Genomic DNA, 24,298 nt, shown 5'->3' with positions numbered 1-24,298 from the left:
GTATCGGCGGATCTCGCTGCGATGCTTTCCGTGTCGAAGAGAAGCCGCGGTGAGGGCCGCCTGTCAGCGTCAGGCCAGGACGGGGCCACGCTCCGGCAGCGTTTTGGAACCGGTGGCCGAGCCCATCGGTGCCGGCCGTCAGCTCGGACACCACCACCATCATGATGGCAAGGATTTGAACCCCTGACTCCTTCGATGCGAAGGAAGACAGGCAAGTCTGATCATGTCGATCTGAGTCGATCGGACGCCTCTCGCCTTACAAAAGGCTCCGGGGAGGACGCGGTCAGTCTGAGGGAGCTGCAAGGCGGTGGCTCCCAAAATTGGCTCCCGTGGCTCCCGGAGTAGGAGAGGAACCCCTGATCGATTACCTCCTTGACGACAATGATGGGCGCTTCCCCGAGGACAGCCCGTGCTCGTCAGGCACCCCCTCCACGATGACCAGAACAACGACCGCGACGCGTGGCCGTGAGTACCAGGCACCGTCTTGGATCAATGCGGTCCCAACGAGCGGCGGGGCCTCTTCGAGGTGCGAACTCTCGCCACACCTGACCCCAGCGCGCCAAACGGCAAGCCGACGAGGCCCGAGCTGGAGCGGTTCTTCTTCCTCGATGACGAGGACCGGAAGCTGATCGCGAAGCGGCGTGGTGATCACAACCGGCTCGGCTTCGCTCTCAAGATCTGGACGACCCGCTACATCGATGCCGCCGTCGTCCAGCTTCGCGCGGAGGGTCATGAGATCTGTGACGAGGACGTGGCCCGGCTGTCCCCGCTCAAGCACAAGAACCTCAACGTCCTGGGCCGCTACAGCTTCACCCCCACCCAGCCGGCGGGCGGCACCCTGCGCCCGCTGCGCGACCCGGACGCGGCCGGACTCGATGACGACGAGGACGGCGCTGAGAACTGACGGCGTCAGGTGCCGACCAGGCGCACCGATCAGCTTGTGAGCCGCCGCCTTGGTCGGCCGCTTCGCAGCCGTGACGGTCTGCTCCCCTCGCGGCCCCGAGGCCACCCCGGCGTGGTTGTAGCCGTCGGCGGGAGGCATGCCCCGGGGCGTACGAGGTGGCGCATCGTCACGTCCTACTCACCCGGGTCCCAGGCGCTGAGTTGCTCGAAGATACGTCGGTCGCCGTCGAGCTTCAGGGAGTTGATCGGGATACGGTCGTGCAGGATGAGGACCAGCTCGCTGGCCGTGCCCCGAGCGGAGAAGAAGGCGGCGGCCGCGTTCGGGTCCTGGCCGGCAGCGGTGGCCGGCATGGTGCCGGGCCCGGGGAGGCGGGCGGTCCGTGCGCCGTCGGCGGAGAGCGAGAGGCGCCAGGAGCGGCCCTCGGAGGCGTGGAAGTCGACGGCAGCGGGCTTGTGCGGCCAGGCACTTGTCGTTGCGACGCAGGTGGACAGGAACTCGTCGACACCGTCGAGCGCCACCTCCTCCGGCAGCGGCTGCGGGGCACCTACGGTGATCTGGGCGTCGTACGTGTGCACCGCCATCTGCTGGAGCTGGTGCCTAGCTACGGCACCGGAGGTCGGCGGCGACTGCGACGTCCCCCACCACGTCCAGCAACCGCGATCCGGGCCGGCCTTCCGCAAGGCGTCCACCAGTTGCTCCGTGGACTCCGCCAACCAGGCCAGCAGGGCCTCGCGCTCCCGAGGCGCAGCCGGGGCGCCCTCCGCTGCGGACTTGGCCGGAGCAGGCCCTGCGGCGACGGTGGCGGCCCAGTCGCGGCGCCCCTCGCCGATGTGCTGCGCCAGATCGAACAGCGTCCACTCGGGGCAGGTCGGCACCTGTACGTCGAGGCTGGGCGCGGAGGCGATCGCGGCGCGGAAGGCAGTCGACCGTTCGTCGATCAGTCGCAGCAGAACGGGGAACTCAAGTGTCATTGTCACCCTGAATCTCTATCACTGCGTTCCGGCAATCGGCGATTTCACAGCCGCCATCGCGGGCAGACCCGCACCACCGCGGAGAAAAGAGCGCCGACAGCGCATCGGAGGCCTGCTGCGGTACCACCGCCTGCTGCACCCCGGACGAGGAAGCCCTCGATCCGGCCCAGAGCCCGGCCGAGGCGGAGGCCGCCGCCGGCTGCGCGTGCGGCAGCTGAGGCACAGACCGGACGGGAGGCCGGTGAGCACGGCGACGACGCCGGGCCGTGGTGCTGACCGGCGCACCCGTCGGCAAACCGGACATCGTGCGACGAAATATGACGTCAGACGGCCGGCCCGGCTCGTGACAGGAAAATCGGGCTCCAACCCTTCCCGAGGAAAGCCCGGTGCAGATCGTCTACTCCCGCGTCTCCACCGCGACCCAGTCTCTGCTCCGGCAGCGCCACATCCTCACCGAGGCCGGCCTTCTCGTGCGGACCGAAGGCGTCGCCGAGGGATTCCGGCCCGCCGACGGCGTCCTGCTGTTCGAAGACTCCGCCACCACCTCCAAGACCCCCGCCCTCGACCGGCCCGCGTTCGGCAAGATCGCCGCCAAGGCGCATCCGGGCGACGTCCTCATCGTCTCGGAGTTGTTCCGGCTCTGCCGCGACCTGCTGGACATCCACGCCGTCCGCAACTGGTGCCAGGCCCGCGGCGTCGTCCTGCGGGTCCTGTCTGGCCCGCTGCCGAACTTCCACGATCTGGCCGCCGACGACGCCACCACCGCCGTCATCATCAACGTGATCACCGCTGTCGGCCGGTTCCAGCGCGACATCCAGAACGAGCTCACCGTCGGGGGATCGCCGCCGCCGAAGCCGAAGGCCGCTACCGCGGCCGCCCACCCGCACTCCCCGGCAACGACGTGGAAGTGGTGAGGTCGACCTACACCCAGCAGGGCACCTCGATCGCAGCACTCGCCCGCGCTCACGGGGCCAGCCGAGCCGCCATCCGAACCGCACTCTCCGATCTCCTCCCCGACCGAAGCATCCCGGCCCCTCGGTCCTCCTGATCGGGACCACCCGCATCGCCACCGAAGCCGGAGGAACCTGGAACCACTCTGACCCCGGCGACCACACGAAGTGACCACCAGAGGCTCCGCCCTCACAAATACACGCTGAACGGCTACGCCGGCTCACCAGCATTTCGCTTCGGCGCAGGCCCGCCGCCATAGTGGATGGAGGGGCCGTGACCTGAGGGGAACCGATCTATCCGCGGGCGAGCTGCGCGGCGGGCGCGGGGGCGGCGGTCTCCCGAGCCTTGCCGGTTTCGCGGAGTATCAGCAGGCCCGTGATCGCGATCAGTGCCGAGGTCAGGCCATGGACGCCGAACGCGGCGGCCGTGGAGCCGTGGTGGGCCAGGACGTTAACCATGTCGCCGAACGGGGCGATCGCCGTCATCAGCAGGACCCAGCCCAGGGCGCGGCGGTGGCCGGTCACCAGCAGGATGCCCATGGCCAGTCCCATCGCGATCTCGCGGCTGCCCTTCACGATGGGGAAGCCGCTGTCGTCGGAGGGCCAGTTCGGCAGGCCCGGGAATGACGTCCCCAGCGGCAGGACGAAGGACAGCCCGAGATAGAGGGTGAACAGAACGATGGCGGCGGCCAGGACAGTGTTGATCTTGCTTGGCGGCATTGTTCTTCTCCTTGCGAGTCTTCGTGAGCTTTGGAGCCGGTGAGCCGTGCGCGGCTCGTGCGTCGGCTTCGGCGGTGGCAGGCTGCGAGGCCTCATGACCCGGCGTCGCCCGGGGTGAGGATTTCCAGCAGATGCCCGTCGGGGTCGTGGAAGTAGAGGCCCCTGCGGCATTTGACGTGCTTGCTGTGATAGATCTGCCCGGCTGCTCGGCATGCGGGATCGCTGTAGTGGGCGATTCCGTCGTGCCGGAGGCGGGCAAGGGCCGCGTCGAACTCCTGCTCGCCGACCATGAACGCGTAGTGGTGCGGCTCGAAGTCGTCGGCCTGGTCATAGTCCAGGGTGACCTGGTTGGCCAGCGTGACCGGGGTGAAGTGCGCCACCGGCGGACCGACGGTCAGGCCGAGGATGTCGGCCAGCAACCGCGCCGAGGACTTCGGGTCACGGGCGGGGACGATGGTGTGATTCAGCTCGATGGTCACACGGACTCCTCTTCAGAGACGCGGTCGCGCGGCGGGGTGCGCGCTGGGGGCCGCTCTGTCATAGGTCGATCGGCTCGAAGATGTGCGGGTACGACACGATGTCGTCAGGGAACTCGGCGGCCATGCGCTGGAACTCCGGGCTACCGAGCGCCGTGGCGAGAGCCTCGGTCGACTCCCACACCGCGACGTTCATCAGAAGCCGGCTGCCCGCCGTTCCCCTGTGCATCTGCAGGGAGACGAATCCCGGCTGGGCCTTCATGAACTCCGCCTGCCTGCGAAACAGGTCCAGGAACGCTTCGGCCTCGCCCTTCGGGACGACGAAGGTGTTGGCCAGGACGATGGGCCCGGTCTCCGCCTTGAACTGCGCGAACATCGGCGTGTTCGGATCCAGGCTCCGCAGCTCGGCCATCTCGGCACTTCCTCTCGCTGTCTACTGTTCTGCACGGGCACGATTGTCAACGATTGTTGGCCAACGCTTGTTGGCAAACGGAGAGTCGCGATACTAGATCTGTCAACACATGTTGGCCTACACTTGTTGGCATGACGGACGTTCCGGAGAACCATCGGGCCGCACGGCGTTCCGACGCCACCCGCGCCACGATCCTCGCCGCGGCCCGCGAGCGGTTCGCGGCGGACGGCTACGAGAAGGCGACCATCCGGGCCATCGCACGCGACGCGAAGATCGACCCGTCGATGGTGATGCGTTACTACGGCAGCAAGGCCGACCTGTTCGCGGCGGCCGTCGCGATCGACCCCGGGCTGCCCGGCCTGTCCCTCGAACCACGAGAGGCGATCGGCCGCACGCTGGTGAGCCACTTCCTCACCTTGTGGGAGGAGAACGGGGAGCTCACCGCGCTGTTGCGGGTCGGCGCCACCGACCCGGCCGCCGCCGATCGCATGCAGAGCGTGCTGCGCGATCAGCTGATCCCGCTGGCCCGCCGGGTAGGCCCCGAACCGGAACAGGCACCGTCGCGGGCGGCCCTATGCGCCTCGACCGTGCTGGGACTCGCCATGACGCGCTATGTGCTGCGCTTCCCGGCGAGTGTGGCACTCACCCGCGAGGAGATCGTGAACTGGCTCGGACCCACGATCCAGCGCTATCTCACCGCACCCACGCCCTGAAGAACACGTCGAGACGACACCGTGGCCTCGATCACCGTGCCAGACAGCGCCATCCACGCCGGCACCGAAGCCGGAGGAACCTGGAACCGCTCTGGCCCCGGCGACCACACAAAGTGACCGCCAGAAGCTCCGTCCCCACGAAATGCGCGCTGAACGATTACGCGAGCTCACCGGCACCGAGGCCGGACTCGGCTGCTGCCCGATCTTCACCAAGATCGCCTCCCGGGTCCATCGGTCCCGCGACACCCAGGTCCGCTCAGGCTTCACCTGCGTTCTGGACTGCACCGCCGCCCTCGCCTGGTAGGAGGGCGGCGATGAGGACCTGGGTGGTTTGGTGTTGCCATTGGTCGAAGGTCCAGCCGCAGATGTCGCTGTAGCCCAGGTAGCTGTCGATGTTGGCCAGGACGAAGGCGACGTCGCGGGCGTGGTCCAGGGTGAGGGCGGGGTTGAGCGCGCCGCGGTCGTTCAGGAGCTGGACGAGTACGGCGTAGGCGGCACGGGTCTGCTGCTGTTTGATGTGCCATTGGGCGGCCAGTTCGGGGTCGGTGCCGGTGGCGCCGCGGACGACGCGCATGAGCGGGGCCGCACGTTCGAGGATGGATCGGCTGTTGGCCAGCCACATCCGGATGATCTGCCGTGGGTCGGGTTCCTGCCGGATCGGGATCAGCCAGGGGCGGTCCAGCAGCGGGACCGGTTCGTCGTCTCCGGCGGCGGCCACGTCCAATGCCTCTTTGAGCAGGGTGTGCTTGTTGCCGAAGTGGAAGTACACGGTCTGGATGGCGACCCCCGACTGCTCGGCCACCTGGTCAAGCCGCGTCCCTCCGTAGCCGTGGGTGACGAACAGTTCGGTGGCCGCGGCGATGATGCGCCGACGGGTGGCCCTCGCCTGTTCGGCCCGCCGTGTTCCGCGCTTGACTGGATCCGTCATTCACTAGAGGCTACTCTAGTGAATGACTAGAGACGCCTCTAGCGAAACTAGGGAGAAGATCATGAACGACTTTTTGCGCATCGACGGCTCCGAGATCTCCTACACCGACTCAGGCGGAGACGGCGCGCCCCTGTTGCTGATCCACGCCGCCGGATCCGGCGACTGGTTCACCCCCCTGGCCGCCACCCCCGAGCTGTACGGCTACCGCGTGATCCGCATGGTGCGCGCCGGATACACCGGTACCCCCGCGCCGGCCGGCCTGACCATCGGCGACCATGCGGGGCACGCCGCTGCACTGTTGCGGCACCTGGACGCGGCGCCCGCCCACGTGCTCGCCCACTCCTCCGGCACCACGATCGCGTTCCAGCTCGCCTTCGACCACCCTGAGCTGGTCCGAACGCTCCTGCTCAGCGAGCCCCCGCTGCTCGAAGCTCTGGCCGACCCCAAGGACCTGGACGTCATCGGCGCCACCCTCGGCGCGGCGATCGGAGCCGCGATGGGCGCCACCGCCCGGGGCGACCTGCCGGCGGCGTTCGACCTGTTCATGACGGGCGTGTGCGGACCCGCCTACCGCCAGGCCATGACCGAGGCCCTGGGAGCCGACCTGGTCTCCCAAGCCGAAGACCGCTGCCGATACCTGTTCACCGACGAAATCCCCGCCCTCGGCGCCTGGACGTTCACCCCAGAAGCCGCCGCCCGCCTCCACCCACCGGTGATCCTGATCCAGGGCAGCGCCAGCCCACCCCCCTTCCATCGCCTCATCGCCCGCCTGGCCACCCTCATCCCCGGCGCCACCACCGCCACCATCGCCGGCGGAGACCACCTGTACCCCTTCACCGCCCCCAAGGACCTCGCCAAACTCATCACCAACCTCTGCGCCACACCCTGAGAACCCACGCACCCGGACCTCCCCCGCGAATCCGCCGGAGGCAGGAAGCGCCGACGGCGGTGGCCTGGCCGAGGCCAGCGCGATTGCGGCGGCTGGTCCCGAAGAAGCCACGGTTGATGGAGATCCTGTCGTGGTGCACGCCGAGGGCCTGGAGCTGCTCAGTCCGCATGATCACGTCTTGCTCATCGGTCGAGCAGCGGGCGTAGCCGGCACGCGTTCCGTCCGTCACCGGAGCAGCTTGCGGAACTCTTGTACGGAGGACCCTGACCTGGGGGCGTATGCGGCGGCCGCGGCCAGGACCGCGAACGTCAACTTGTGGTCTGGTCAGCTTGCGGCCCGCTCGCCGCAGAACGCCGTCTTGACGAGCCCGTCCAGCAGCTTGGGACAAGTGGTGAGGCCGAATGCGGCGTCGCCGGCGGTTATCGAGGCGGTCAGGGTCTTGGCGCCGTCGGGCGAGCTGTACATCAGCGCCGCGTAGCCCGCCGGAGGGCTGCCGTTGTGGTTGAGAACGGTGCCGCAGCCAGAGCCCACGTCCCTTGTCCGGGTTGGCCGGCTCGATCACGTTGAGAAATTCCCTGGCGTTGTTCTCCATCGGGGTGCCGCGCCCCCGAAGCCCCGCAAACTCGCCGAACCGACCCAGAACGGGCCTTGTACCGGCTCGACCGGTCTCCATGAACGTCGGAGCGGTTCAGTGAGCCCCGGTCTCCTCGCGCTGTGGGCCACCCCCGCGGAACCACGGCAACAGCGGCACCGGAGGGCCGTTCGGGCCTCTGCACCGTTCCCAAGAAGTCCATCTGGAAATAGTTCGTTCCACTAAAGAATAGGGTCTGGCGTGGTTTCTCTTTGTGATCTACCTTTCGGGCAAATGATCAACGTGGTCGCCCGACGCGCGACCCTCGAGAAGGGTAGGGCTCCATGGCCCGGACGATTGCGCGGATTGCCGCTATCGGCACACTCTTCATCGCCAGCCTCACCATCACACCCACGACCGGCGCGTGGGCGGCGTCCGCCTGCTCCTCGCCGCAGGAGAAGACCTTCTCGCTGCCCGGAAAGCCGGACGTGTGGGTGGGCGCCGAAATGTGCATCTACACCAGGGGTACGGGCAACAATCAGAAAACGGGCATGCTCAGCATCAACTGGTCAGGGTCGTTCCTGGGCGGCAAGCGGTTCGACAAGTTCATCGCGGAGGCACGCGTCGAGCGCAACGACATCATCTACGGGAACGAGCAGTGCGACTGGACGAGCGATCTCAATGGCATCAGCGACTCCGAGGGCGTGATGTGGGACTGCTACGCGTACTACAACTCGTCTCTCAACGGCGGGTGGACCGCCGACGGGAGGATCATCTACAACATCAACAACGACGGCAAGGGCGACTACGTCTGGAACCTCACCGGCTCACCCCGGGTCGCCATAGCGCCGGACGGCACTGAGACCCTGGAGCCCTCGGCCGAGGCGCCTTCGGTCGAAGAGGCACCCGACGATCCGACCTCCTGAGCCCGAACCGGGTGGTCCGAAGGCCCTCACCTCCGGGCCACCCCACCGTGGTGTTCGGGCCTGTCAGGGAAGCGGCTTGGCGGGCCGCAGGAAGGCTCAGTTGGGATGCCACCCTGGCAGGGGCCAGTGATCGAGTGATCGAGTGATCTGTGTTCCTGCCTGATCGCCTGAGAGGTGTCACTGTTCGTGGTCGCCGGGGGCGTAGCGGCTCCAGGGGCTTCCGGCTACGGTGGCGAGTCGGGTGGCGGTGTCTCCGCTGGGCCGTGTCCTGGCCGGTGCCAACCGCCACGACTCTCCTCCGCTCGCCCCGACTCTGGACCGTCTGGACAGCCACGGCCCGTTGCCCGACACCAACACCGTGCACCTGGACGCCGGCTACGACTCGGAGATCACGCGCGCTCTGCTCAGCGAACGCGGCCTGCACGGACGCATCGCGCACAAGGGGGAGAAGACGCCCATCCAGGCCGGTCGGCGTTGGCACGTCGAACGCACTCACGCGTGGCAGAACGCCTTTTACCGTCTCGCCCGGTGCTACGAGCGTCGCGTCACTGTCATTGATGCCTTCTTCGACCTCGCCGACACAATCATCACCGTGCGCAGCCTGGTCCGGCGGTCCTGGACAACTCACCACTGGGACGAACGCCCGAACCGCCGACCGTGATCCTTCTGCTCCGCTCCGGTCATTTCGGTAGATCGGCGGAGAGGAAGGGAGCAAGGAGCGCGAACAACGCGTCGGGGCGGTCAAGGGGGATGATGTGGCCGCAGTTCTGGAGATGGTGTCCGACCAGGTCATCGGCGATGGGACGGAGTTGGCGTTCGAGGCCGGTGCCGACGGGGTGAGAGCCGACGGCCATGGTGGGCATGGTCAGCCGAGCCGTCGCGACGGCGTCCTGGATCTGCTGCGCGCTGGTGGGCAGGGCCCGGTAATAGGAGAACGCGCAGCGCAGGGCCTCGCTCCCGGTGTACGCGTGGACGAAGGCGGCACGGATGTCGTCGGGTACTCCTCGCCCGAGCGTTCCCGAGTCGAGGAACCAGTCGATGTACGGGGCCTCGTTGCCGGCCAGGACGGTCTCGGCGAGGCCGGGGACGGCGTGGAAGCCGAACCACCACGGGGCGCCGCCCGCGACGACGTGTTCGGCACCGGGCAGGCGGCCGAGCAGTGCTTCCATCACGACCAGGCGGCGGACGAGGCCGGGCCGGCGCAGCGCGAGCAGGACGGCGGGGGCGGTGCCCGCGTCGATGCCGACCACCGCTGCCGAGGGCTCGCCGAGTGCGTCGAGCAGCCCTTCGGCGTCGGCGGCGAGGGTGCCTGCGTCGTAACCCTCGACGGCACGTGCACTGGCACCGAAGCCTCGCAGGTCCGGGGCGATGACCCGGTACCGCCCAGCCAGCCGGCCCATGATGCCGCTCCAGAGTTCCCAGGTGTGCGGGAAGCCGTGCAGCAGGAGAACCGCGGGCCCCTCCCCGGCGATTGCGACGTTGAGTTGGACGCCGTTCGTCGCGATGCGGCGCAGTCGGCGTGAGGTGGTGACGGGCATGACGGCTCCCCGGCTTGTGGTTACCATTGGTTACCATAGAACGATAGGTAACTGTCCGGCCGCTTCCTAGACGGCACTTTCAGGGAAGGTGGTGAGCCACAGGTGACCACCCGAGGAGCCGGGGCCGCCGGTCGTGGGGTACGTGGCGATCTGTTCGATCCCCACTGCCCGACGCGGCAGTTGCTGGACCGCATCGGTACGAAGTGGACGTCCATGGCCGTCAAAACGCTCGCCGATGCCGCACCGGACGAGGTGCGCTTCGCGGAGCTGAGACGCCGGATGCCCGGCGTCTCGCAGAAGATGCTGTCCGTGACGCTGCGAAGCCTGACCAGCGACGGGCTGGTGTCGCGCCGGGTCGAACCGACCGTGCCACCGCGGGTCTTCTACCGACTCACCGGACTCGGGCTGTCCCTGGAAGCCGCGCTTGCGGAGCTGCGGACCTGGGCGGAGGAGCACATGGCCGAGATCGACCGCGCCAATGAGGCCAACGGCCAGGAGGTCGATGAGGGATAGGCAGGCAGCTCCGCGCTCAGCACCGGTGGCTCGGGGGCAGGCGGTGTCACGGGGCATCACCGTGGCCGGAGCACCTGGATACGCGTTAGCCCGCAACATGCCGGGGACGCCAGCCCAGGTACCTTACGTGCCTGACAGGGGTGAGACCGGAATACGAGCGAAACGTGCCACGTGGCCCACGGCCGGGGCGGATGGCCGCGCGGAGGAAGCAGAGTCGGGTCACGTGCACCCCGACGACGGCCTGAGGCGCGACGCGGCCGAGCTCGGGACAGATGTGCGATCCCCAGTCGTTGCCGACGGCGCCATAGCGTCGATAGCCGAGGCGGTCCATCAGGGTCGCCCACGCGCGGGCGATCCGGCGCGCCTTGGCCAGCCGTTCACGCAGGCCAGTTCGCTGTCTGGGACGTCGATCGTGAACGGACACGCTCCTCGCCGTGGTGTGCCCGCGTCTGCTTCTCCCTGTCCATCAGTCGCCCTGGAGTGTCTGGGCGACCTCCCAGACGTTGCCATCCGGATCGGTGAACGCGGCCGTGCGGCGGCCCCACGGGCGGTCGACCGGGCCGTTGAGCAGACGTACGCCGTGCTGCTCCAGCTCGGCGCAGACGCCGTCCACATCCGCCACCTGGATCGTGAACAACGCCCGGACACCGGACCCGCTGCCTGCCACCGTGGTGGGCTCGACCAGCTCAGGTGCCTGCTCGCGCCGGAGCAGGTTGATCATCATCGGGCCGAGTCGGACGACGGCCGACGCCTCGTCCTGGTAGACGACATCCAGCCCGAAGACGCCGGTGTAGAACGCCCGCGCCGAGGCGAGATCCTCGACGAACAGGGTGACGACCTCGACCTCGCTCAGTGCTTTGATCATGATGAGCTCCTTGATTCTTTATTGCTGGACTTCGACAGTGGACGCGACAACCGTGCTCCAACCCCCGCCCGGGGAGCGAGGCTGTCGCATCCGTCGCGCACGGTGTCGTAGACGTGCAGCGTGCGGCCTGCCCCCTGGACATCCAGCTCGATCATCTCATCGCCCCTTTCATGGTCAACGATCATGGTGATCTGCTCGCCGCGTCTCTAGATCGAGATCTGCGGGCGGTAGTACAGCAGGACGTTGCCGGACTGGAACGGGCGCACGCGGATCAGTTCCAGCGGCACCGTCCCGGCTTCGGCGAACAGTCTGCTGCCGCCGCCTAGGATGATCGGGTTGACCATCAGGCGCACCTCATCGACGAGGTTCGCGCGCAGCAGGGCGCCGGTGAGCGTGGAACTGCCGAGGACTGCGATGTCCTTGCCGAGGGTGCGCTTGACCTGCGCGAGTTCATCCACCGAGGTCAGCGCGATGGACGAATCCGCCCACGAAACCGTGCCGAGCGTGTCGGAGACGACGAGCTTGGCCAGGCTGTTCATCCGCTCGGCGATGCGCCGGTCGAAGTTCGCGCCGAGATCTCCGGTCCAGTACGCGGCCAGTTCGGTATAGGTGGTGCGGCCGAGTACGAGCGTGTCGACCTCATCGAGTTGCTCGACCGAATAGTCGGCGAACTCCTGCCCGAAGGTCTGCCAGCCGAGCCCGCCGTCGAGGTCGGCGTGATAGCCGTCGGCGCTGACCGCCATGAAGGAGAACATCTTCTGCATTTCGCTATTCCGCTCAGTAAGAGATGGTGACCTGGTGCGATTCACCCTGGCGGCAAAGCGGGCCAAGGGGAACGCCGCATTCTGCATGACGCTCATGCAGAATGTGCAGGACCGCAGCTCAAATACCCGATCATGGTTAGGGTGAGCGACGAACCACTCCGCGAACAAACGCCGGACAGCCTGGAGCTGAGGCACCTGCGCGCCTTCGTCGTGGTGGCCCAGGAGCTCAACTTCGGCCGCGCCGCAGCCCGCTTGTTCGTGTCGCAGTCCACGCTCAGCCGCCAGATCGCCGCGCTCGAACGCAGCCTCGGCTGCGTGCTGCTGCGCCGCTCCACCCAGTACGTGGCCCTCACACCCGCCGGGCGGACCCTGCTCGAACAGGTGCCGGCCGTGCTCGACGACCTCGACGACGTCATCCAGGCCACCCGCTCGACCGGCGGGGAACTGGCCGAACGCATCCGGCGGCTCGGCGACCAGTTCGCCGACCTGACCTACGCCGACGTGGACGCAATCCGCGCCGCCGCCGAACGGCACTACGCGCTGATGCCGATCGCGCCCGAGATCGCCTTCGCCCCGGTCAACGCCGGCGGCGTGCCAGGGCTCGTGGCCAGCCCGGCCCAGCCCGGTCGCGCCTGGGTCCTACTGCTGCACGGCGGCACCTACACCAGCGGATCGGCCTACGGGTTCCGCTCCCTGGCCGGCGCCCTGGCCGACACCGTGCACGGCAAGGTCCTCACCCCCGACTACCGGCTGGCACCCGAACATCCGTTTCCAGCGGCTCTGGACGACGTCCACGCCGCCTACACCTGGCTGATCAGCCGAGACGCCGCACCACACGACATCGTGCTGGCCGGTGACACCTCCGGCGCGGGCCTCGCACTCTCCCTCCTCCTGCGGCTCAAGGACCGCGGCCAGCCGCTGCCTGCCGGGTCGGTGATGTTCACCCCCTACGTCGACCTCAGCGCCGCCGCCCCGGGAACGTTGCCCCACCTTCCCGCGCCGAGCGCCACCCGCCAAGGCACCGCATGGGGCATCGCCCGCTACCTCAACGGCCACCGGCTCGATGACCCCCTCGTCGATCCGCTGCACGCCGACCTGCGCGGGCTGCCGCCCATGCTCCTCCAGGCGGCAGCGGGCGACGAAGGCCTCCCGGACGCCGAACGGCTGACCGACCACGCGCTCCCTGGCGTCAGCGCGCCCTTCGACTCGCGTCGGCCCTTGCGCGGTACGCCTCTCGCACCAGGAAGCTGAACGTGATCACGCACTTACCGTCTGCCGCACACACCGCCGCCAGACCGCATGCGCCGTACGAGTGGAGTAATCCTTCGCAGGCTTTTCATCGGCCGCCCTTCTGCGATTCACCGGGAACCGCATATCTGGCCGAGTGAACGGGGCTGTTCACCAGTAGTACGGCGCTGGACAGCGAGCTCGACGCTGGTGCCATGGCCTGCACCGCGAAATGATCAAACCTCCGCTCAGCACGACGATTCGGCGGATAAAGAACAGCTGATTCGGCGTTCCTGATCCGCAGGATCCGTCACCGTCAGCGTTAACGGCGGTGACCCGTCTGGAGCCGGGGCTGTGGAGGAGTAGACGGACGTATGTGGCCGGCGATGTACTGTCCGACGTGATGGGTGTACAGCAGCATGCGGTGTCGCCGCACGAGAACTTCTATCGCGCCTACTCGGCGACACAGGTGGGTGCCATCGTCGATTCGCTCAACGACCGTGCCGAGTTTCCGTACGAACTGACCTACCTCGGCGACGGGAGCGAGATGTGGCGCGAAAGCGAAGTGCCGTCCAACCCCGAACTCGCACCGATGCTGAGCGACTTCGACACGCTCCTGACGTGCCACGCCGAGCAGCTCCTCGCCCTTGCGCCGTCATCATCGCCGGTGCAGATCGTCGATCTGGGGCCGGGAACGACGCGTCCCGTGCGCGGGCTGATCCGCCACCTGCTGGACAGGTCCCGCCTGACCGGCTATCGCGCGATCGACATCAGCGCAGAGATTCTTGAGCTGGCCAGGGAGAACCTCCGAGCTGGCTTCCCCGCTCATGTGGAGCGCTTCGAGCTGTGCCGCGGCGACTTCACCGGCCCCGATCTCGCCCGCGTCCTCACCGCCAAGCCCATGCTCGGCCACGATGGTGCCGATCCGGTCCGCTTCGTCGTCCTGGCCGGCGGGACGCCGTACAACTTCGCCGAGCCGGCCCAGGTCCTGCGCCACGTATGTCACGCCATGAGCGACCACGACGTGCTGTTGCTGACGCTGCGCATCGACACCGGCGTCGACAGGCCCCCGTTCATGGATCAGGTCAGCGTCGGCGGCCCGTACAAGCCCCAGCAGCTGGTGGGACTGGACCTGCTCGCCATCGACCGCTCCTGGTACGTCACGGAAACAGGGTTCGACCGCGTTCGCAGCGAAGTCTTCGTCCGGGCACGGTTCATCGAGCCGGTCACCGTGACCTTCGACGTCGGAGATGACCAGAGGAGGGTGTCGTTCGAGCCGGGCGACACAGTGCTCGTCTGGCGCTACCTCTACCACGACAGCGCGGCAGTGGCCGACCAGCTCACCCGCTGTGGGCTCCAGGTGCGCCTCTTCGAACACGGTCAGGACAGGCAGGTGGTCCTCGTCGCCGCGACGCCGGCGCAGTGAACGTCGAAGCCCGCGCCCGGATTCCGACGGGAAAGATCTTCTCAGGAAGATCAGACTTGGCTACGCTCAGCGTATGATCGCCGGTGCGCTACCGGCCGACGACAGAAAGGTTGGCGGATGAATCTCAACTTGCCCACCGCAACCCAACTCCGTGGCGAGCTGACCAACTTGCTCCAGATGACGAGCAAGGACACCGTCTGGAGCGTCAAGCTGAAGGACAACGACGACCTCGAGCCCGCCGACGTCCACGGCGCGTGACGGTTCAGATTGAGCCGTCTCACCACTGTTGACCACACCGACAGCGGCATGGCGGACAACCTGTCGGACGGGGACGGAGTGCCCGCACACCCCGTTCCCGCCCTCGACGAGATCCGCAAAGCCTGCGTGTCCGGCACCCACCGCGTCCTGACCCCCACAGACACGCTGCGCCGGATCCAGCCACTCTTCCCGATCGTCGGTATCACCCGGCTCGCCGACGTCACTTGGCTCGACGAGATCGGCATACCGGTCCACCAGGCCGTCCGCCCGAATTCCCGGACGGTGTCGGTGAGCCAGGGCAAAGGCCTCACTCACGACCTCGCCCAGGTCTCGGCTGCCATGGAATCGATCGAATCTTGGCACGCCGAGCGCATAGATCCCGGCGAGACGACCGCGACCGTTGCCGACATGGAACGCGCGTGCGGCTACCGCGTCCACGAACTGCCCCTGGAACCCCGCCACCACCTCCGGCCGGGCCTGGAGCTTGAATGGACCAGAGCAAGCCGCCTGGACGACGGAACGGACACCTTCCTGCCGACCGACCTGCTGCGCCTTGACGGCCGTGTGCGCGACACCTGGGCACCACCCCTGTTCGCCCAGAACAGCAATGGACTCGCCAGCGGTAACACCTTCGCCGAAGCAGCACTCCACGGCATCTACGAGGTCATCGAACGCGACTGTCTGACCCGCGCCAAGAGGAACCCATCACCGGCCCTGGACCTGGCCACCGTGGACGGTCCAGCCCAGGAGCTGCTGGGCCTCATGGACGCGGCCGCGGTCGAGGTCCGGGTCGAAGTACTCCCGTCGCCCACCGGGCTCGCCTGCTTCCTGGCCACCATCTGGAGCGAAGAGTTCCCGGTGCTCTTCGCCGGCGCGGGTGCCCACCTTGACCGTGACGTCGCCTTGTGCCGCGCCCTGACCGAAGCCGCGCAGTCGCGCGCCACCCAGATCGCCGGAGCCCGGGACGACCTCACCACGGGGGCCTACCGGCGCGCCGTCTCGAGCGGGTCCGCGCGTCCCGCACCGCTCTCGAAAGCCGACCGGCTCAGCTACGACGAGATCGCCTCCGTCCGCAACGAAACCCTCGCGGACGACCTGCGCACCACGGTCACCCGCGTCCTCGCCCTGACCGGGCGATCTCCGCTGGTCGCGGACCATACCAGGCCCGACCTCGGCATCCCCGTCGTACGAGTGGTCTGCCCCGGGCTTCTCTGCGAACCGGCGTTCATGTGATGACCCGGTACCTCTTCGTCGGCCCCAGCCTGCCGGAGGCCGCCGACCTGCTCGCGGCGGACGACATCACCGTCCTCCCACCGGTAGCGGCAGGAGACCTGCTGAAACTCGCGCCCCAGCAGGGAGACGTCGTCGGCATCATCGACGGCTACTTCCGCCAGACCCGCGCCGTCCGGCACAAAGAGATCCTCTCCCTCATCCAGACCGGCGTGACAGTCCTCGGCGCTGCCAGCATGGGCGCTCTGCGCGCAGCCGAACTCGACACCTTCGGCATGCACGGCGTGGGACGCATCTACCGCGACTACCTGGAAGGCCGGCTGACGGCCGACGACGAGGTGGCCCTCCTGCACGGTCCAGCGGAGGAACGCTACCGGCCGCTCTCCGAAGCCCTCGTCAACATACGCGCGACCCTGAGCCTGTGCATACAGGAAGGGATCCTCGACGAGCCCACCGCCGCTCACCTCGTCGCCGTGCTGGCCCGGCGGCCGTACCGCCTGCGCTCCTACGCGGAACTCATCCAGCTCGCCCGCGAGGCGGCCGTACCAGCCGCAAAGGTCGAAGCGCTACGGCATCTGTGCGCGACCCGGGCCGTCAACCTCAAACGCGACGACGCACTGCAACTGGTCCACAGATTACGCATACCCCACGAAAGCCACGCGAACGGCACCACTCACCCCTCGCCCACCTTCACCATGGCACCCACCATCTACGTGCACCGCTGGCAGCTGGGAGCACGCAGCGTCGACACCGAGGACGGCCGGACCGCCGAGATGAGCGTCCTGCGGATGTGTCAGCTCTTCGCCCGGGACTACCCAGACTTCTACCGGGACCTGGTCTTCAACCATCTGGTCCAGGAATGTGCCTCCAACTGCCGGACCCAGCACACGGAGGCGACCCTCGACAGAGCGCTGGAGCACGCACGGCATCGCAACGTCATCCCGGATCCCCGATCTGACAACCTCGAAGAGCTGAGCTTCCTCGACCTGTGGCTGACCCCGTCAGAGCGAACCTCACGCCCGCTGAAGGACCAGCTCGGCACCTTCCTGGTGCGCAGCTTCCAGCTGACGCCTGGGGCTCCTGCGGACGGCCTGGCGCTGGACGCGCTGCGCCGGCGGCCAATCGTCTCGACAGCGGCGAAGCTCGTCAACGCCGCGAAGTCGGTGAACGAGCACGCACAGCAGACTCAGTCCATCTTCGACATCCATACCTTGTCGGCGGACCGCATTCTGACCCATATCAGCGAACGATGGGGCGCCGAACCCGGAGCCCTGGAACTACACGCACTGGACCGGGGGATAGGCTCCCGGGACGTCCTGGTCGCTGCGGCCCGACCGTACTACCTCCTGGCAAGGTACAACCCGGACCTCATGGACCTGCACATCGACCACTCGAACGTGAGCCCTTCACCGCCTGCGGAGACTCAATCGTCAGCGCCCGGCAAGATGTAGATCCTCGTCCCAGCACACCATCATCCTGCACTCCGGGCGACCTCGGCCACCTCGACAAGTTCCGTCCGGATTTGCCTTGCCTCAGCCCCTCCTGGCGAAGGACGTACTCCACTGCCAGGGCGATGACGGAGGGGTTGAACGGCCGTCTCAAGGGCCACGACCTCGACCTGAGCAACCCGAAGAACCGGCTCGCCCGCGCCCGCGTCGCCCAGACCATCCTGGTCGCGCTGCTCGTCACCGTCGCCAACGACCACTTCCTCGACCAGTGGCGCCACATCCACGAGCCCCAAGACGAGCCCGTCACAGTCGCTGACACGCCGCAGACTCCAGCCCATCCCTTCGACGACACACCACCCGCAGGCCAGAGCAGGCCACCACCCGCCCCATAAGCCGCAAAACCCACCACCCCACCCCACCGCAGCGCCCAGCCCACCGTCGGCTTCGCCATGCCCAACGGCCGGATCTCGGTCCTCCACCAGCGGCCTGACACCACCCGGGCCTTCCCAGACACCCGCTCCGCAGTCCCCAAACCAGGACGAACCCGATTCGGAAACCCCTGAAACGACAAGATCCCGCCCGATCGCGATGATCAGACGGGATCCGTCAATTTCAGTCCAGCCGCTTCATGAACGGCTCCTGGTGGAGATGAGGGGATTCGAACCCCTGACCCCTTCGATGCGGATGAAGGTGCCGCCGAACGTGGTGTCGGCAGGGGCGGAAACTCGGATGACGTGCCGCGGGTCAGCGATCACGATAGGGGTCATGCTGGTCGATCACTTTCCGCCGGCCGGGTTGCGGCTGACCACGCCGCGGCTCGAGCTGCGGCTGCCATCCCCCGAGGAGCTGGCCGAGCTGGCCGGGCTGGCCGCCGACGGCGTCCATGACCCCGACGCCTCGCCGTTCCTCGTACGGTGGACCGACGCGCCGCCCGCCGAGGCCGCCCGCAGCGTGGTCCGCTACCACTGGCGGCAGCTCGGCGCGTGGACGCCGCAGGAGTGGTCGCTCGACCTCACCGTGTTCCGGGACGGCGTGGTGGCCGGGCAGCAGAGCCTCTCCGCCCGGGACCTGGGCATCACGCGTCAGGTACGCACCACCTCCTGGCTCGGGCGCCGCCACCAGGGGCAGGGGATCGGCACCGAGATGCGGGCGGCCGTACTCCATCTCGCCTTCGCCGGTCTGGACGCCGAGGTGGCGTTGTCAGGCGCGCTCGAGCACAACGTCGCCTCCCTGGCCGTCTCCCGCAAGCTCGGCTACGAGCCCGACGGCCACTGGCGGCACGCGCTGGACGGGAAGATGGTCGTGGAGCACCGGTTGCGCCTGACCAGGGACGCGTGGGAACGGCACCGCACCGTTCCCGTCCAGATCGACGGGCTTGAGCCCTGCCTGCCCCTGATGGGCCTCGACGTGCCGTCGAGCCGCTGAGTCTGTCATCGATCGCGTGCGCTGTGCCGCATGAAACCGACGGTCTGCGTGACCAGAACGAGCAGGCGACTGGCGGTCAACGCGATCCACAGACCCGCCAGGCCCCAGGCCGTCGTCACCGGTGTCATGGCCAGAGCGAGCAGGCCGTTCCCCACGATGGCCGAGCCCAGGGTCCAGGTCGAGCGCTTGAGACCCGTCAGGCCGGTGGCCATCACGATCCCGCAGTTGTCGGCCAGGGTGTATGCCGCCAGCAGCGGTAACAGGGGCAGGGTCAGGGCGAGCACCCGGGCATCGGAGGTGAACAGGCCCAACACCGGCTCGCCGAGCGAGAGGACGATGAGCGCGCCGGTGAGTACGCCGATGGCCGCGACCGTCATGGCCGCCCGGTTGACGCGGCGGGCCTCGCCGGGGGAGGTCGCTCTGGCGATCTCCGGCGTCGCGGCCTGTCCGACGGCGAAGGCGGTCAGGCCGAGGGGTCCGGCCAGCGACGTGAGGATCGCGTGGGCGGCAGCGCCCTGAACCCCTGTCCGCGCGGCGGCGTAGGCCGCGCCACCCATGACCGTGAACTTGATGACCACCGTGGCCGACATCGGGAGGCCCACCTTGGCCATGCGCCAGATCTCGCGCGGGCGGGGGCGGCCGGGCCACGGCGATCCTCCCGCCAGTCCCGGCAGGCGCAGCAGGAGAACGTTGGACACGGTGACGGCCAGGGCTGTGGAGGTCAGGAGCGCGATGGCGGTGCCGTGGATGCCCATCCTGGGCACCAGGAGGAGGAGCAGGGTCACCTGTACGGCCGTGCTCGACAGGCTGGACCAGAGCACCAGCCGGCTGCGTCCCAGCGCGATCAGCACCCCGTTGGCGCCTCCGCCCGCGGCGGCCAGCAGCACCTGGAGGGCGAAGAGCTGAGGCACCGCCCCGAACTCGGCCGTCACCTCACGAGACACCCCGCCGACCCGCGCGATCAGGGGGACCCCGAGCATGACGCCTGCGCCGATCGCTCCGAGCACGAGGGACAGCCAGCGCGCATCTTTCAGGATGGGCAGCGCATCGGCGGGACGATCGCGGCAGGCGGCCACGAACGGGGCCATGCCGCGCAGGCCGCCGGACACGGCCGCGGTGACGGGGGTCAGCACCGCGCCGACGAGGGCGAAGGCCGCCAGTTGAACCGTCGCCTGGTGTCCGAGCAGGGAGGTGCCGACGAGCTGGGCGATGACCCCGGCGCTCATGGACAGGAAGAGAGGCGCGGCCGCGTTCAGGATCACGCGATGAGGAGTGGGCATGAAAAGCAAAATCCCGGGCGGCCAATCGCTCGGGACAACCTGATTATACCCCGGGGCGAGCTCGGGCCGGGTGGTGGCAGCGGCGGTCGGCAGGCACGTAGGGTGCCCGGATGGTCGGGATACCGGAGGCGTTCGCGCGGAGCACGGTCGAGCGTGAGGGAGACCCGGGCGCGGCGTGGCTCGCCGAACTGCCCGGGATCGTGGACGAGTTGCTGGAGCGTTGGGGGTGCGTGCCCGACGGCGAGGTCATGCACGGGGGTGTCGGCGTCGTCGTCCCGGTGCGCCGGCGCGGTGATGGGGTGGACGCCGTGCTGAAGGTGTCGTTCCCGCACCCGGGCAACGTCCATGAGCCGGACGCGTTCGCGGCGTGGGGCGGGCGTGGGGCCGTCCGGCTGTACGAGCGCGACGACGAGCGTTTCGCCATGCTGCTCGAACGGGTCCAGGCGTCGACCCTGGCGGAGGTCGAGGACGGCGACGAGGTCGTCACGGTCGCGGGACGAATCAACCGCCGCCTGGCCATCCCCGCGCCGCCTGGCCTGCCCCGGCTGCGGGAGCGGGCCGGCTCCTGGGAGGAGCAGCTGCGCAAGGACGCCGAGGAGCTGCCGCACACACTGCCGCGCCACGTGGTGGACGCCGCGGTGGCGACCGTATGCGAGCTGGGCTCAGTCCAGCCGGACGTCCTCATCCACGGGGACCTCCATCCCAGGAACATCCTGCGCGCCGACCGCGAGCCATGGCTGGCCGTCGATCCCAAGGGGCACGCGGGAGACCCCGCCTACGACGGCGGCACGCTGCTCAAGTCGCGCGCGCTGACCCTCCTCGAAGCGGACGACCTGCGCAGGGCCCTCCACCGTACGCTGGACGTCTTCGCCGAGGCCGCGGAGCTCGATCGCGAACGCACTCGGCGCTGGGCCCAGTTCCACGCCGTCCAGGCCGCGTTCTGGGGCCGGCGTCACGGGTTCCGCATCGCCCGCGGTGGGCCGCGATTGGACTGGCTCGTCGAGTTCGCGGATCGTCTGTCGGAGTTGCTCATGGAACCCTCGTAGCGGAACCCGACCACCGCTTCGGCCCACCGCCTCGTCGGTCAACGGGTGGGCGACGCCCCGGTGAACGCCCGCACCGGGCTCAGTGCATGAGCTTGGTGGTGAGGGCCACGCGTGAGCTCACCCCCAGCTTGGCGTACGCGTTCCCCAGGTGGTACTCGATCGTCTTCACGCTCAGCACCAGCTCCCTGGCCACCTGCCGGTTCGTCATCCCCGTGGCCACCAGCCGCGCCACCGCCTGCTCCTGCGGGGTCAGCCGCAGCAGCGGCGAGGCGCCCGACCCGGCGCGCGGCAGCCCGCACGCGCTCAGCTCCCGCTCGCACCGCCCCACGTACGGCGCCGCGCCCAGCTTGGTGAACAGCCCGAGCGCCAGCTCCAGGTGCGACTGAGCCTGCCTGCGGCGGCCCAGCCTGCGCAGGAACCGCCCGTACGCCAGCCGCAGCCGGGCCTCGTCGAACGGCAGCCCGGCCCCCGCCCCGGCGTGTGCGAGAGCGGTGGTGAAGGCGGTGTCGGCCAGGGCGTTCTCGTGGCGGGCCGCGTGCAGGCCGCCCCGGCAGCGGGCCGCCGTGGCCAGCGCCGAACGCCTGCCGCGCCGCCCCGCCAGCCGCTCGACCGCGACCAGGCAGGTCTCGGCCCGGTCCAGCTCGCCCAGCCCCACCAGGGCGTCGATGAACAGGTCGAGCCACTGTACGACGCCGGGCTCGTACACGATGTCGTGCACCTCCACCGCCCGCAGCGGCTCCAGCGCCGTCACGGTCGCGGCGTGGTCACCCCTGGCGGCGGCCAGGTGCGCGGCGGCGCTGCATCCGTGCGCGAGCGCCGCCACCGAGTCTGCGCCGGCGACGGCCGCCCGGACGTGGGACTCCGCGAGCGGCCAGTCGCCGCGCGAGGCCGGGACGAGGGCGGCCAGCCCGTGGCAGATGGGCGAGAGCCACCGCTGGTCGGCGTCGTCGGCCACGGACGCCGCGGTCTCGGTGTGCAGGGCGGCGTCGTCCCAGCGGCCGGAACGGTACTCGACCTGCCCCAGCATGGCCATGGCCAGCATGCGGAACGGCACCGAACGCTCCCCGCACGCCGCCACCACCCCCGACAGGTCGGCCAGCCCGCCCGCCAGGTCGTCGGAGCAGGTGCGCAGCAGCCCGCGGCCGAGCAGCGCGTCCAGGTCGGCGATCGTCGCCGACGCGGGCGGCGGCAGGTCGGCGGTCGCGGCCAGCGCCGCGTCGATCTCGCCGGAGACGGCCAGGCCGGTGAGCTGGGTGAAGCGGTTGTAGTCGATGCTGAGGCGGTAGCCGGGGGAGTCGCGGGCGCGTTCGGCCCAGCGGGCGGCCTGCCCGCCCTCGGCCTTGACCAGGCAGAGCATGGCGAGCTGCTGCGCCGCCCGCGCCGCCAGGCCCGACTCGGGCGGCCCGGCCTGCTCCCAGGCCGTGATGAGCTGCGCCCGAGCCTCCTCGACCTGGCCGCGCACCATGGCCAGGTGGCCGAGCGCGTAGCCGCGCACCGCCGGGTGCGCGTCCTCGGGCAGGCTCGCGGTCAGCCCGGCCGCCTCGTCGACCCGTCCGTCCAGCAGCAGCGCCTCCACCGCCTCGGCGGCCAGCGGCGCGGGGTCGCCCGACAGCTCCGCCGCCGCCTTCAGGTGCTCGGCCGCGCCGCCGAACGCGCCCAGCCGTACCTGCGCCCGGCCCAGCTCCGCCAGCTCGGCGGCCAGCTCCGGGCTCGGGCCCGCCACCGCCTCGATGCGGTGCCGCAGCCGCGCCTGCTCGCCCTCCGCCACCAGCGCCGCCCGCGCGTGCAGGGCCGAGCGCCGCGCCGGGCCGAGGTCGCGGTAGACGGCCGCGCGGATCAGCGGATGCGCGAACGCCGCCACGGGTCCGCGCGAAGAGGACCGTTCCAGCAGCACGCCCTCGCGCACGGCCTGTTCGAGCGCCTGCAGCGGCTCCGCCACCCCGGCCACCCGCGCCGCCAGGTGCAGCGGGCACGACATGCCCAGGACACTGACCGCGCCGACCAGCTCGCGCACCGGCGGCGCGCACCGGGCCACCTTGGCCAGCACCAGCATCGTGTACGACCTGGGCGCCGGCAGCGGCTGGGCCAGGTCGTCCAGCGCCTCCAGGGGCACCTCCTCCAGCAGCGCCCGCAGGTGCAGCGGCACGCCCTCGGTGTGGGCGACCAGCCTGGCCACGGCCCGCTGCGACACCCGCCCGCCGACCAGCGCGGCCACCTCCGGCTCCCGCAGCCCGCGCAGCCGCAGCCGGTGGGTGGTGTCGGCGGCGATGAGCCGCCGCAGCCCCTCGGGGCCCGGCAACGTGGCGGCCTCGCGCAGCATGAGCACCGCCATGACCCGGTCCACGCGCAGCCTGCGCAGGCAGAACGTCAATGCCCGCAACGTCGGCGCGTCCGCCCAGTGCACGTCGTCCACGACCAGGCAGAGCGGCTCGCTCGCCTGCCGCTCGCTCAGCTCGGGCAGCAGCGCCGCCCCGACCGCGAGCGGATCGGGCGGCTCCGCCGTGGCCGGCGCCTCGATCTGCGCGGGGAGCCCGCCGAACAGCCTGGTCAGCGTCCCGTACGGCAGCAGCGCCTCACCCTCGTCGCCGTCGGTGAACAGCACGTTGCCCGTCCCGCACGTCTCCAGGAACCGCTGGACCAGCGTCGTCTTCCCGATCCCCGCCGGTCCCTCGACCACGACGAGCCTGGGCAGTCCGGCGCGGGCGCGCTCGAACTCCGCGGCCAGGCATCGGAGCTCCTGATCCCGTCCGACGAACGTCATACCGGCCTCCGCACGCTGGGAAATCCAACGTTGCGCGGCAGGGCGGGCGGCTCAAGT

25 protein-coding genes and 2 pseudogenes are annotated in these 24,298 nt (G+C 69.3%); 15 read left to right on the top strand and 12 right to left on the bottom strand.

Going from position 1 to position 24,298, the window contains the following annotated elements:
- The first annotated feature begins 526 nt into the window (after window positions 1–526).
- Window positions 527–904 (top strand): DUF4158 domain-containing protein, encoded by a 378-nt coding sequence (locus tag ABZX61_RS28715; RefSeq protein ID WP_355199233.1) that lies wholly within the window; start codon window positions 527–529, stop codon window positions 902–904.
- 173 nt (window positions 905–1,077) lie between these two features.
- On the opposite strand, the gene ABZX61_RS28710 is transcribed toward ABZX61_RS28715, so the two are convergent.
- On the bottom strand, window positions 1,078–1,875 hold the full coding sequence (locus ABZX61_RS28710; protein WP_355199231.1) for a maleylpyruvate isomerase family mycothiol-dependent enzyme: 798 nt from the start codon (window positions 1,873–1,875) through the stop codon (window positions 1,078–1,080).
- A 386-nt stretch (window positions 1,876–2,261) separates the two neighbouring features.
- Between ABZX61_RS28710 and ABZX61_RS28705 the strand changes: the two genes are divergently transcribed.
- Entirely contained in the window at window positions 2,262–2,789 is a 528-nt protein-coding gene (locus ABZX61_RS28705; protein WP_355199229.1) for a recombinase family protein, read from the top strand.
- A gap of 330 nt (window positions 2,790–3,119) precedes the next feature.
- Here ABZX61_RS28705 and ABZX61_RS28700 read toward each other — a convergent pair whose 3' ends face one another.
- From ABZX61_RS28700 to ABZX61_RS28690, 3 genes are all read right to left on the bottom strand, one after another.
- Window positions 3,120–3,545, bottom strand: a complete 426-nt coding sequence (locus ABZX61_RS28700) for a DUF4267 domain-containing protein (protein WP_355199227.1) — start codon at window positions 3,543–3,545, stop codon at window positions 3,120–3,122.
- Window positions 3,546–3,637: 92 nt separating this feature from the next.
- Window positions 3,638–4,024: a VOC family protein gene (locus ABZX61_RS28695; protein WP_355199225.1), complete on the bottom strand. Its 387-nt coding sequence runs from the start codon at window positions 4,022–4,024 to the stop codon at window positions 3,638–3,640.
- A gap of 58 nt (window positions 4,025–4,082) precedes the next feature.
- Window positions 4,083–4,433 carry an antibiotic biosynthesis monooxygenase family protein gene (locus ABZX61_RS28690; RefSeq protein WP_355199223.1) on the bottom strand — a complete coding sequence of 117 codons (351 nt, stop codon included), beginning with the start codon at window positions 4,431–4,433 and terminating at the stop codon, window positions 4,083–4,085.
- Window positions 4,434–4,564: 131 nt separating this feature from the next.
- Between ABZX61_RS28690 and ABZX61_RS28685 the strand changes: the two genes are divergently transcribed.
- Window positions 4,565–5,146: a TetR family transcriptional regulator gene (locus ABZX61_RS28685; RefSeq protein ID WP_355199221.1), complete on the top strand. Its 582-nt coding sequence runs from the start codon at window positions 4,565–4,567 to the stop codon at window positions 5,144–5,146.
- 256 nt (window positions 5,147–5,402) lie between these two features.
- Here the strand turns inward: ABZX61_RS28685 and ABZX61_RS28680 are convergent, their stop codons facing one another.
- Complete coding sequence (locus ABZX61_RS28680; RefSeq protein WP_355199219.1) at window positions 5,403–6,074, bottom strand: TetR/AcrR family transcriptional regulator; 672 nt, start codon at window positions 6,072–6,074, stop codon at window positions 5,403–5,405.
- 61 nt (window positions 6,075–6,135) lie between these two features.
- Between ABZX61_RS28680 and ABZX61_RS28675 the strand changes: the two genes are divergently transcribed.
- On the top strand, window positions 6,136–6,963 hold the full coding sequence (locus tag ABZX61_RS28675) for an alpha/beta hydrolase (protein WP_355199217.1): 828 nt from the start codon (window positions 6,136–6,138) through the stop codon (window positions 6,961–6,963).
- 324 nt (window positions 6,964–7,287) lie between these two features.
- Here ABZX61_RS28675 and ABZX61_RS28670 read toward each other — a convergent pair whose 3' ends face one another.
- Window positions 7,288–7,494, bottom strand: coding sequence for a hypothetical protein (locus ABZX61_RS28670; protein WP_355199215.1), 207 nt, complete (start codon window positions 7,492–7,494; stop codon window positions 7,288–7,290).
- Between the two features lie 384 nt (window positions 7,495–7,878).
- Between ABZX61_RS28670 and ABZX61_RS28665 the strand changes: the two genes are divergently transcribed.
- Window positions 7,879–8,460 (top strand): hypothetical protein, encoded by a 582-nt coding sequence (locus tag ABZX61_RS28665; protein ID WP_355199213.1) that lies wholly within the window; start codon window positions 7,879–7,881, stop codon window positions 8,458–8,460.
- 253 nt (window positions 8,461–8,713) lie between these two features.
- Window positions 8,714–9,121: pseudogene (locus ABZX61_RS28660) on the top strand (transposase); the annotation flags it as partial.
- Between the two features lie 19 nt (window positions 9,122–9,140).
- On the opposite strand, the gene ABZX61_RS28655 reads toward ABZX61_RS28660, so the two are convergent.
- Window positions 9,141–9,998: an alpha/beta hydrolase gene (locus ABZX61_RS28655; RefSeq protein WP_355199211.1), complete on the bottom strand. Its 858-nt coding sequence runs from the start codon at window positions 9,996–9,998 to the stop codon at window positions 9,141–9,143.
- Window positions 9,999–10,100: 102 nt separating this feature from the next.
- Here ABZX61_RS28655 and ABZX61_RS28650 point away from each other — a divergent pair, with 102 nt between their 5' ends.
- The gene (locus tag ABZX61_RS28650; RefSeq protein WP_355199209.1) at window positions 10,101–10,511 is read left to right on the top strand and encodes a helix-turn-helix domain-containing protein; all 411 of its coding nucleotides are present in this window, start codon (window positions 10,101–10,103) and stop codon (window positions 10,509–10,511) included.
- Window positions 10,512–10,731: 220 nt separating this feature from the next.
- On the opposite strand, the pseudogene ABZX61_RS28645 reads toward ABZX61_RS28650, so the two are convergent.
- The 3 genes and pseudogenes from ABZX61_RS28645 to ABZX61_RS28635 form a co-directional block, all read right to left on the bottom strand.
- Window positions 10,732–10,869 (bottom strand): annotated as a pseudogene (locus ABZX61_RS28645) (epoxide hydrolase); the annotation flags it as partial.
- A 108-nt stretch (window positions 10,870–10,977) separates the two neighbouring features.
- Complete coding sequence (locus ABZX61_RS28640) at window positions 10,978–11,376, bottom strand: VOC family protein (RefSeq protein WP_355199207.1); 399 nt, start codon at window positions 11,374–11,376, stop codon at window positions 10,978–10,980.
- A 206-nt stretch (window positions 11,377–11,582) separates the two neighbouring features.
- Window positions 11,583–12,140 carry a dihydrofolate reductase family protein gene (locus ABZX61_RS28635; RefSeq protein WP_355199205.1) on the bottom strand — a complete coding sequence of 186 codons (558 nt, stop codon included), beginning with the start codon at window positions 12,138–12,140 and terminating at the stop codon, window positions 11,583–11,585.
- A gap of 141 nt (window positions 12,141–12,281) precedes the next feature.
- Between ABZX61_RS28635 and ABZX61_RS28630 the strand changes: the two genes are divergently transcribed.
- The 7 genes from ABZX61_RS28630 to ABZX61_RS28600 all read left to right on the top strand — a co-directional run bounded on the left by ABZX61_RS28630 (window position 12,282) and on the right by ABZX61_RS28600 (window position 19,154).
- On the top strand, window positions 12,282–13,391 hold the full coding sequence (locus ABZX61_RS28630; protein WP_355199203.1) for an alpha/beta hydrolase fold domain-containing protein: 1,110 nt from the start codon (window positions 12,282–12,284) through the stop codon (window positions 13,389–13,391).
- 307 nt (window positions 13,392–13,698) lie between these two features.
- Window positions 13,699–14,793, top strand: a complete 1,095-nt coding sequence (locus ABZX61_RS28625) for an L-histidine N(alpha)-methyltransferase (protein ID WP_355199201.1) — start codon at window positions 13,699–13,701, stop codon at window positions 14,791–14,793.
- 117 nt (window positions 14,794–14,910) lie between these two features.
- Window positions 14,911–15,051, top strand: coding sequence for a hypothetical protein (locus tag ABZX61_RS28620; RefSeq protein WP_355199200.1), 141 nt, complete (start codon window positions 14,911–14,913; stop codon window positions 15,049–15,051).
- 48 nt (window positions 15,052–15,099) lie between these two features.
- Window positions 15,100–16,284 (top strand): YcaO-like family protein, encoded by a 1,185-nt coding sequence (locus ABZX61_RS28615; RefSeq protein WP_355199198.1) that lies wholly within the window; start codon window positions 15,100–15,102, stop codon window positions 16,282–16,284.
- A complete protein-coding gene (locus ABZX61_RS28610) occupies window positions 16,284–17,732 on the top strand; it encodes a TfuA-like protein (protein WP_355199196.1) in 1,449 nt (482 codons plus the stop codon). The genes ABZX61_RS28615 and ABZX61_RS28610 overlap by 1 nt, the downstream gene beginning before the upstream one ends.
- Before the next feature lie 122 nt (window positions 17,733–17,854).
- On the top strand, window positions 17,855–18,121 hold the full coding sequence (locus ABZX61_RS28605; protein WP_355199194.1) for a hypothetical protein: 267 nt from the start codon (window positions 17,855–17,857) through the stop codon (window positions 18,119–18,121).
- A 373-nt stretch (window positions 18,122–18,494) separates the two neighbouring features.
- On the top strand, window positions 18,495–19,154 hold the full coding sequence (locus ABZX61_RS28600; RefSeq protein WP_355199192.1) for a GNAT family N-acetyltransferase: 660 nt from the start codon (window positions 18,495–18,497) through the stop codon (window positions 19,152–19,154).
- Between the two features lie 5 nt (window positions 19,155–19,159).
- On the opposite strand, the gene ABZX61_RS28595 is transcribed toward ABZX61_RS28600, so the two are convergent.
- The gene (locus ABZX61_RS28595) at window positions 19,160–20,434 is read right to left on the bottom strand and encodes an MATE family efflux transporter (protein WP_355199190.1); all 1,275 of its coding nucleotides are present in this window, start codon (window positions 20,432–20,434) and stop codon (window positions 19,160–19,162) included.
- 110 nt (window positions 20,435–20,544) lie between these two features.
- On the opposite strand from ABZX61_RS28595, the gene ABZX61_RS28590 reads away from it, so the two are divergent.
- A complete protein-coding gene (locus ABZX61_RS28590) occupies window positions 20,545–21,480 on the top strand; it encodes an aminoglycoside phosphotransferase family protein (RefSeq protein WP_355199188.1) in 936 nt (311 codons plus the stop codon).
- 79 nt (window positions 21,481–21,559) lie between these two features.
- Here ABZX61_RS28590 and ABZX61_RS28585 read toward each other — a convergent pair whose 3' ends face one another.
- Entirely contained in the window at window positions 21,560–24,241 is a 2,682-nt protein-coding gene (locus ABZX61_RS28585) for an AAA family ATPase (protein WP_355199186.1), read from the bottom strand.
- Between the last annotated feature and the right edge of the window lie 57 nt (window positions 24,242–24,298).

It is taken from the genome of Nonomuraea sp. NPDC003709, from assembly GCF_040610775.1.
GTDB lineage: Bacteria > Actinomycetota > Actinomycetes > Streptosporangiales > Streptosporangiaceae > Nonomuraea > Nonomuraea angiospora_A.
This window is presented reverse-complemented; position numbering and strand designations above follow the sequence as displayed.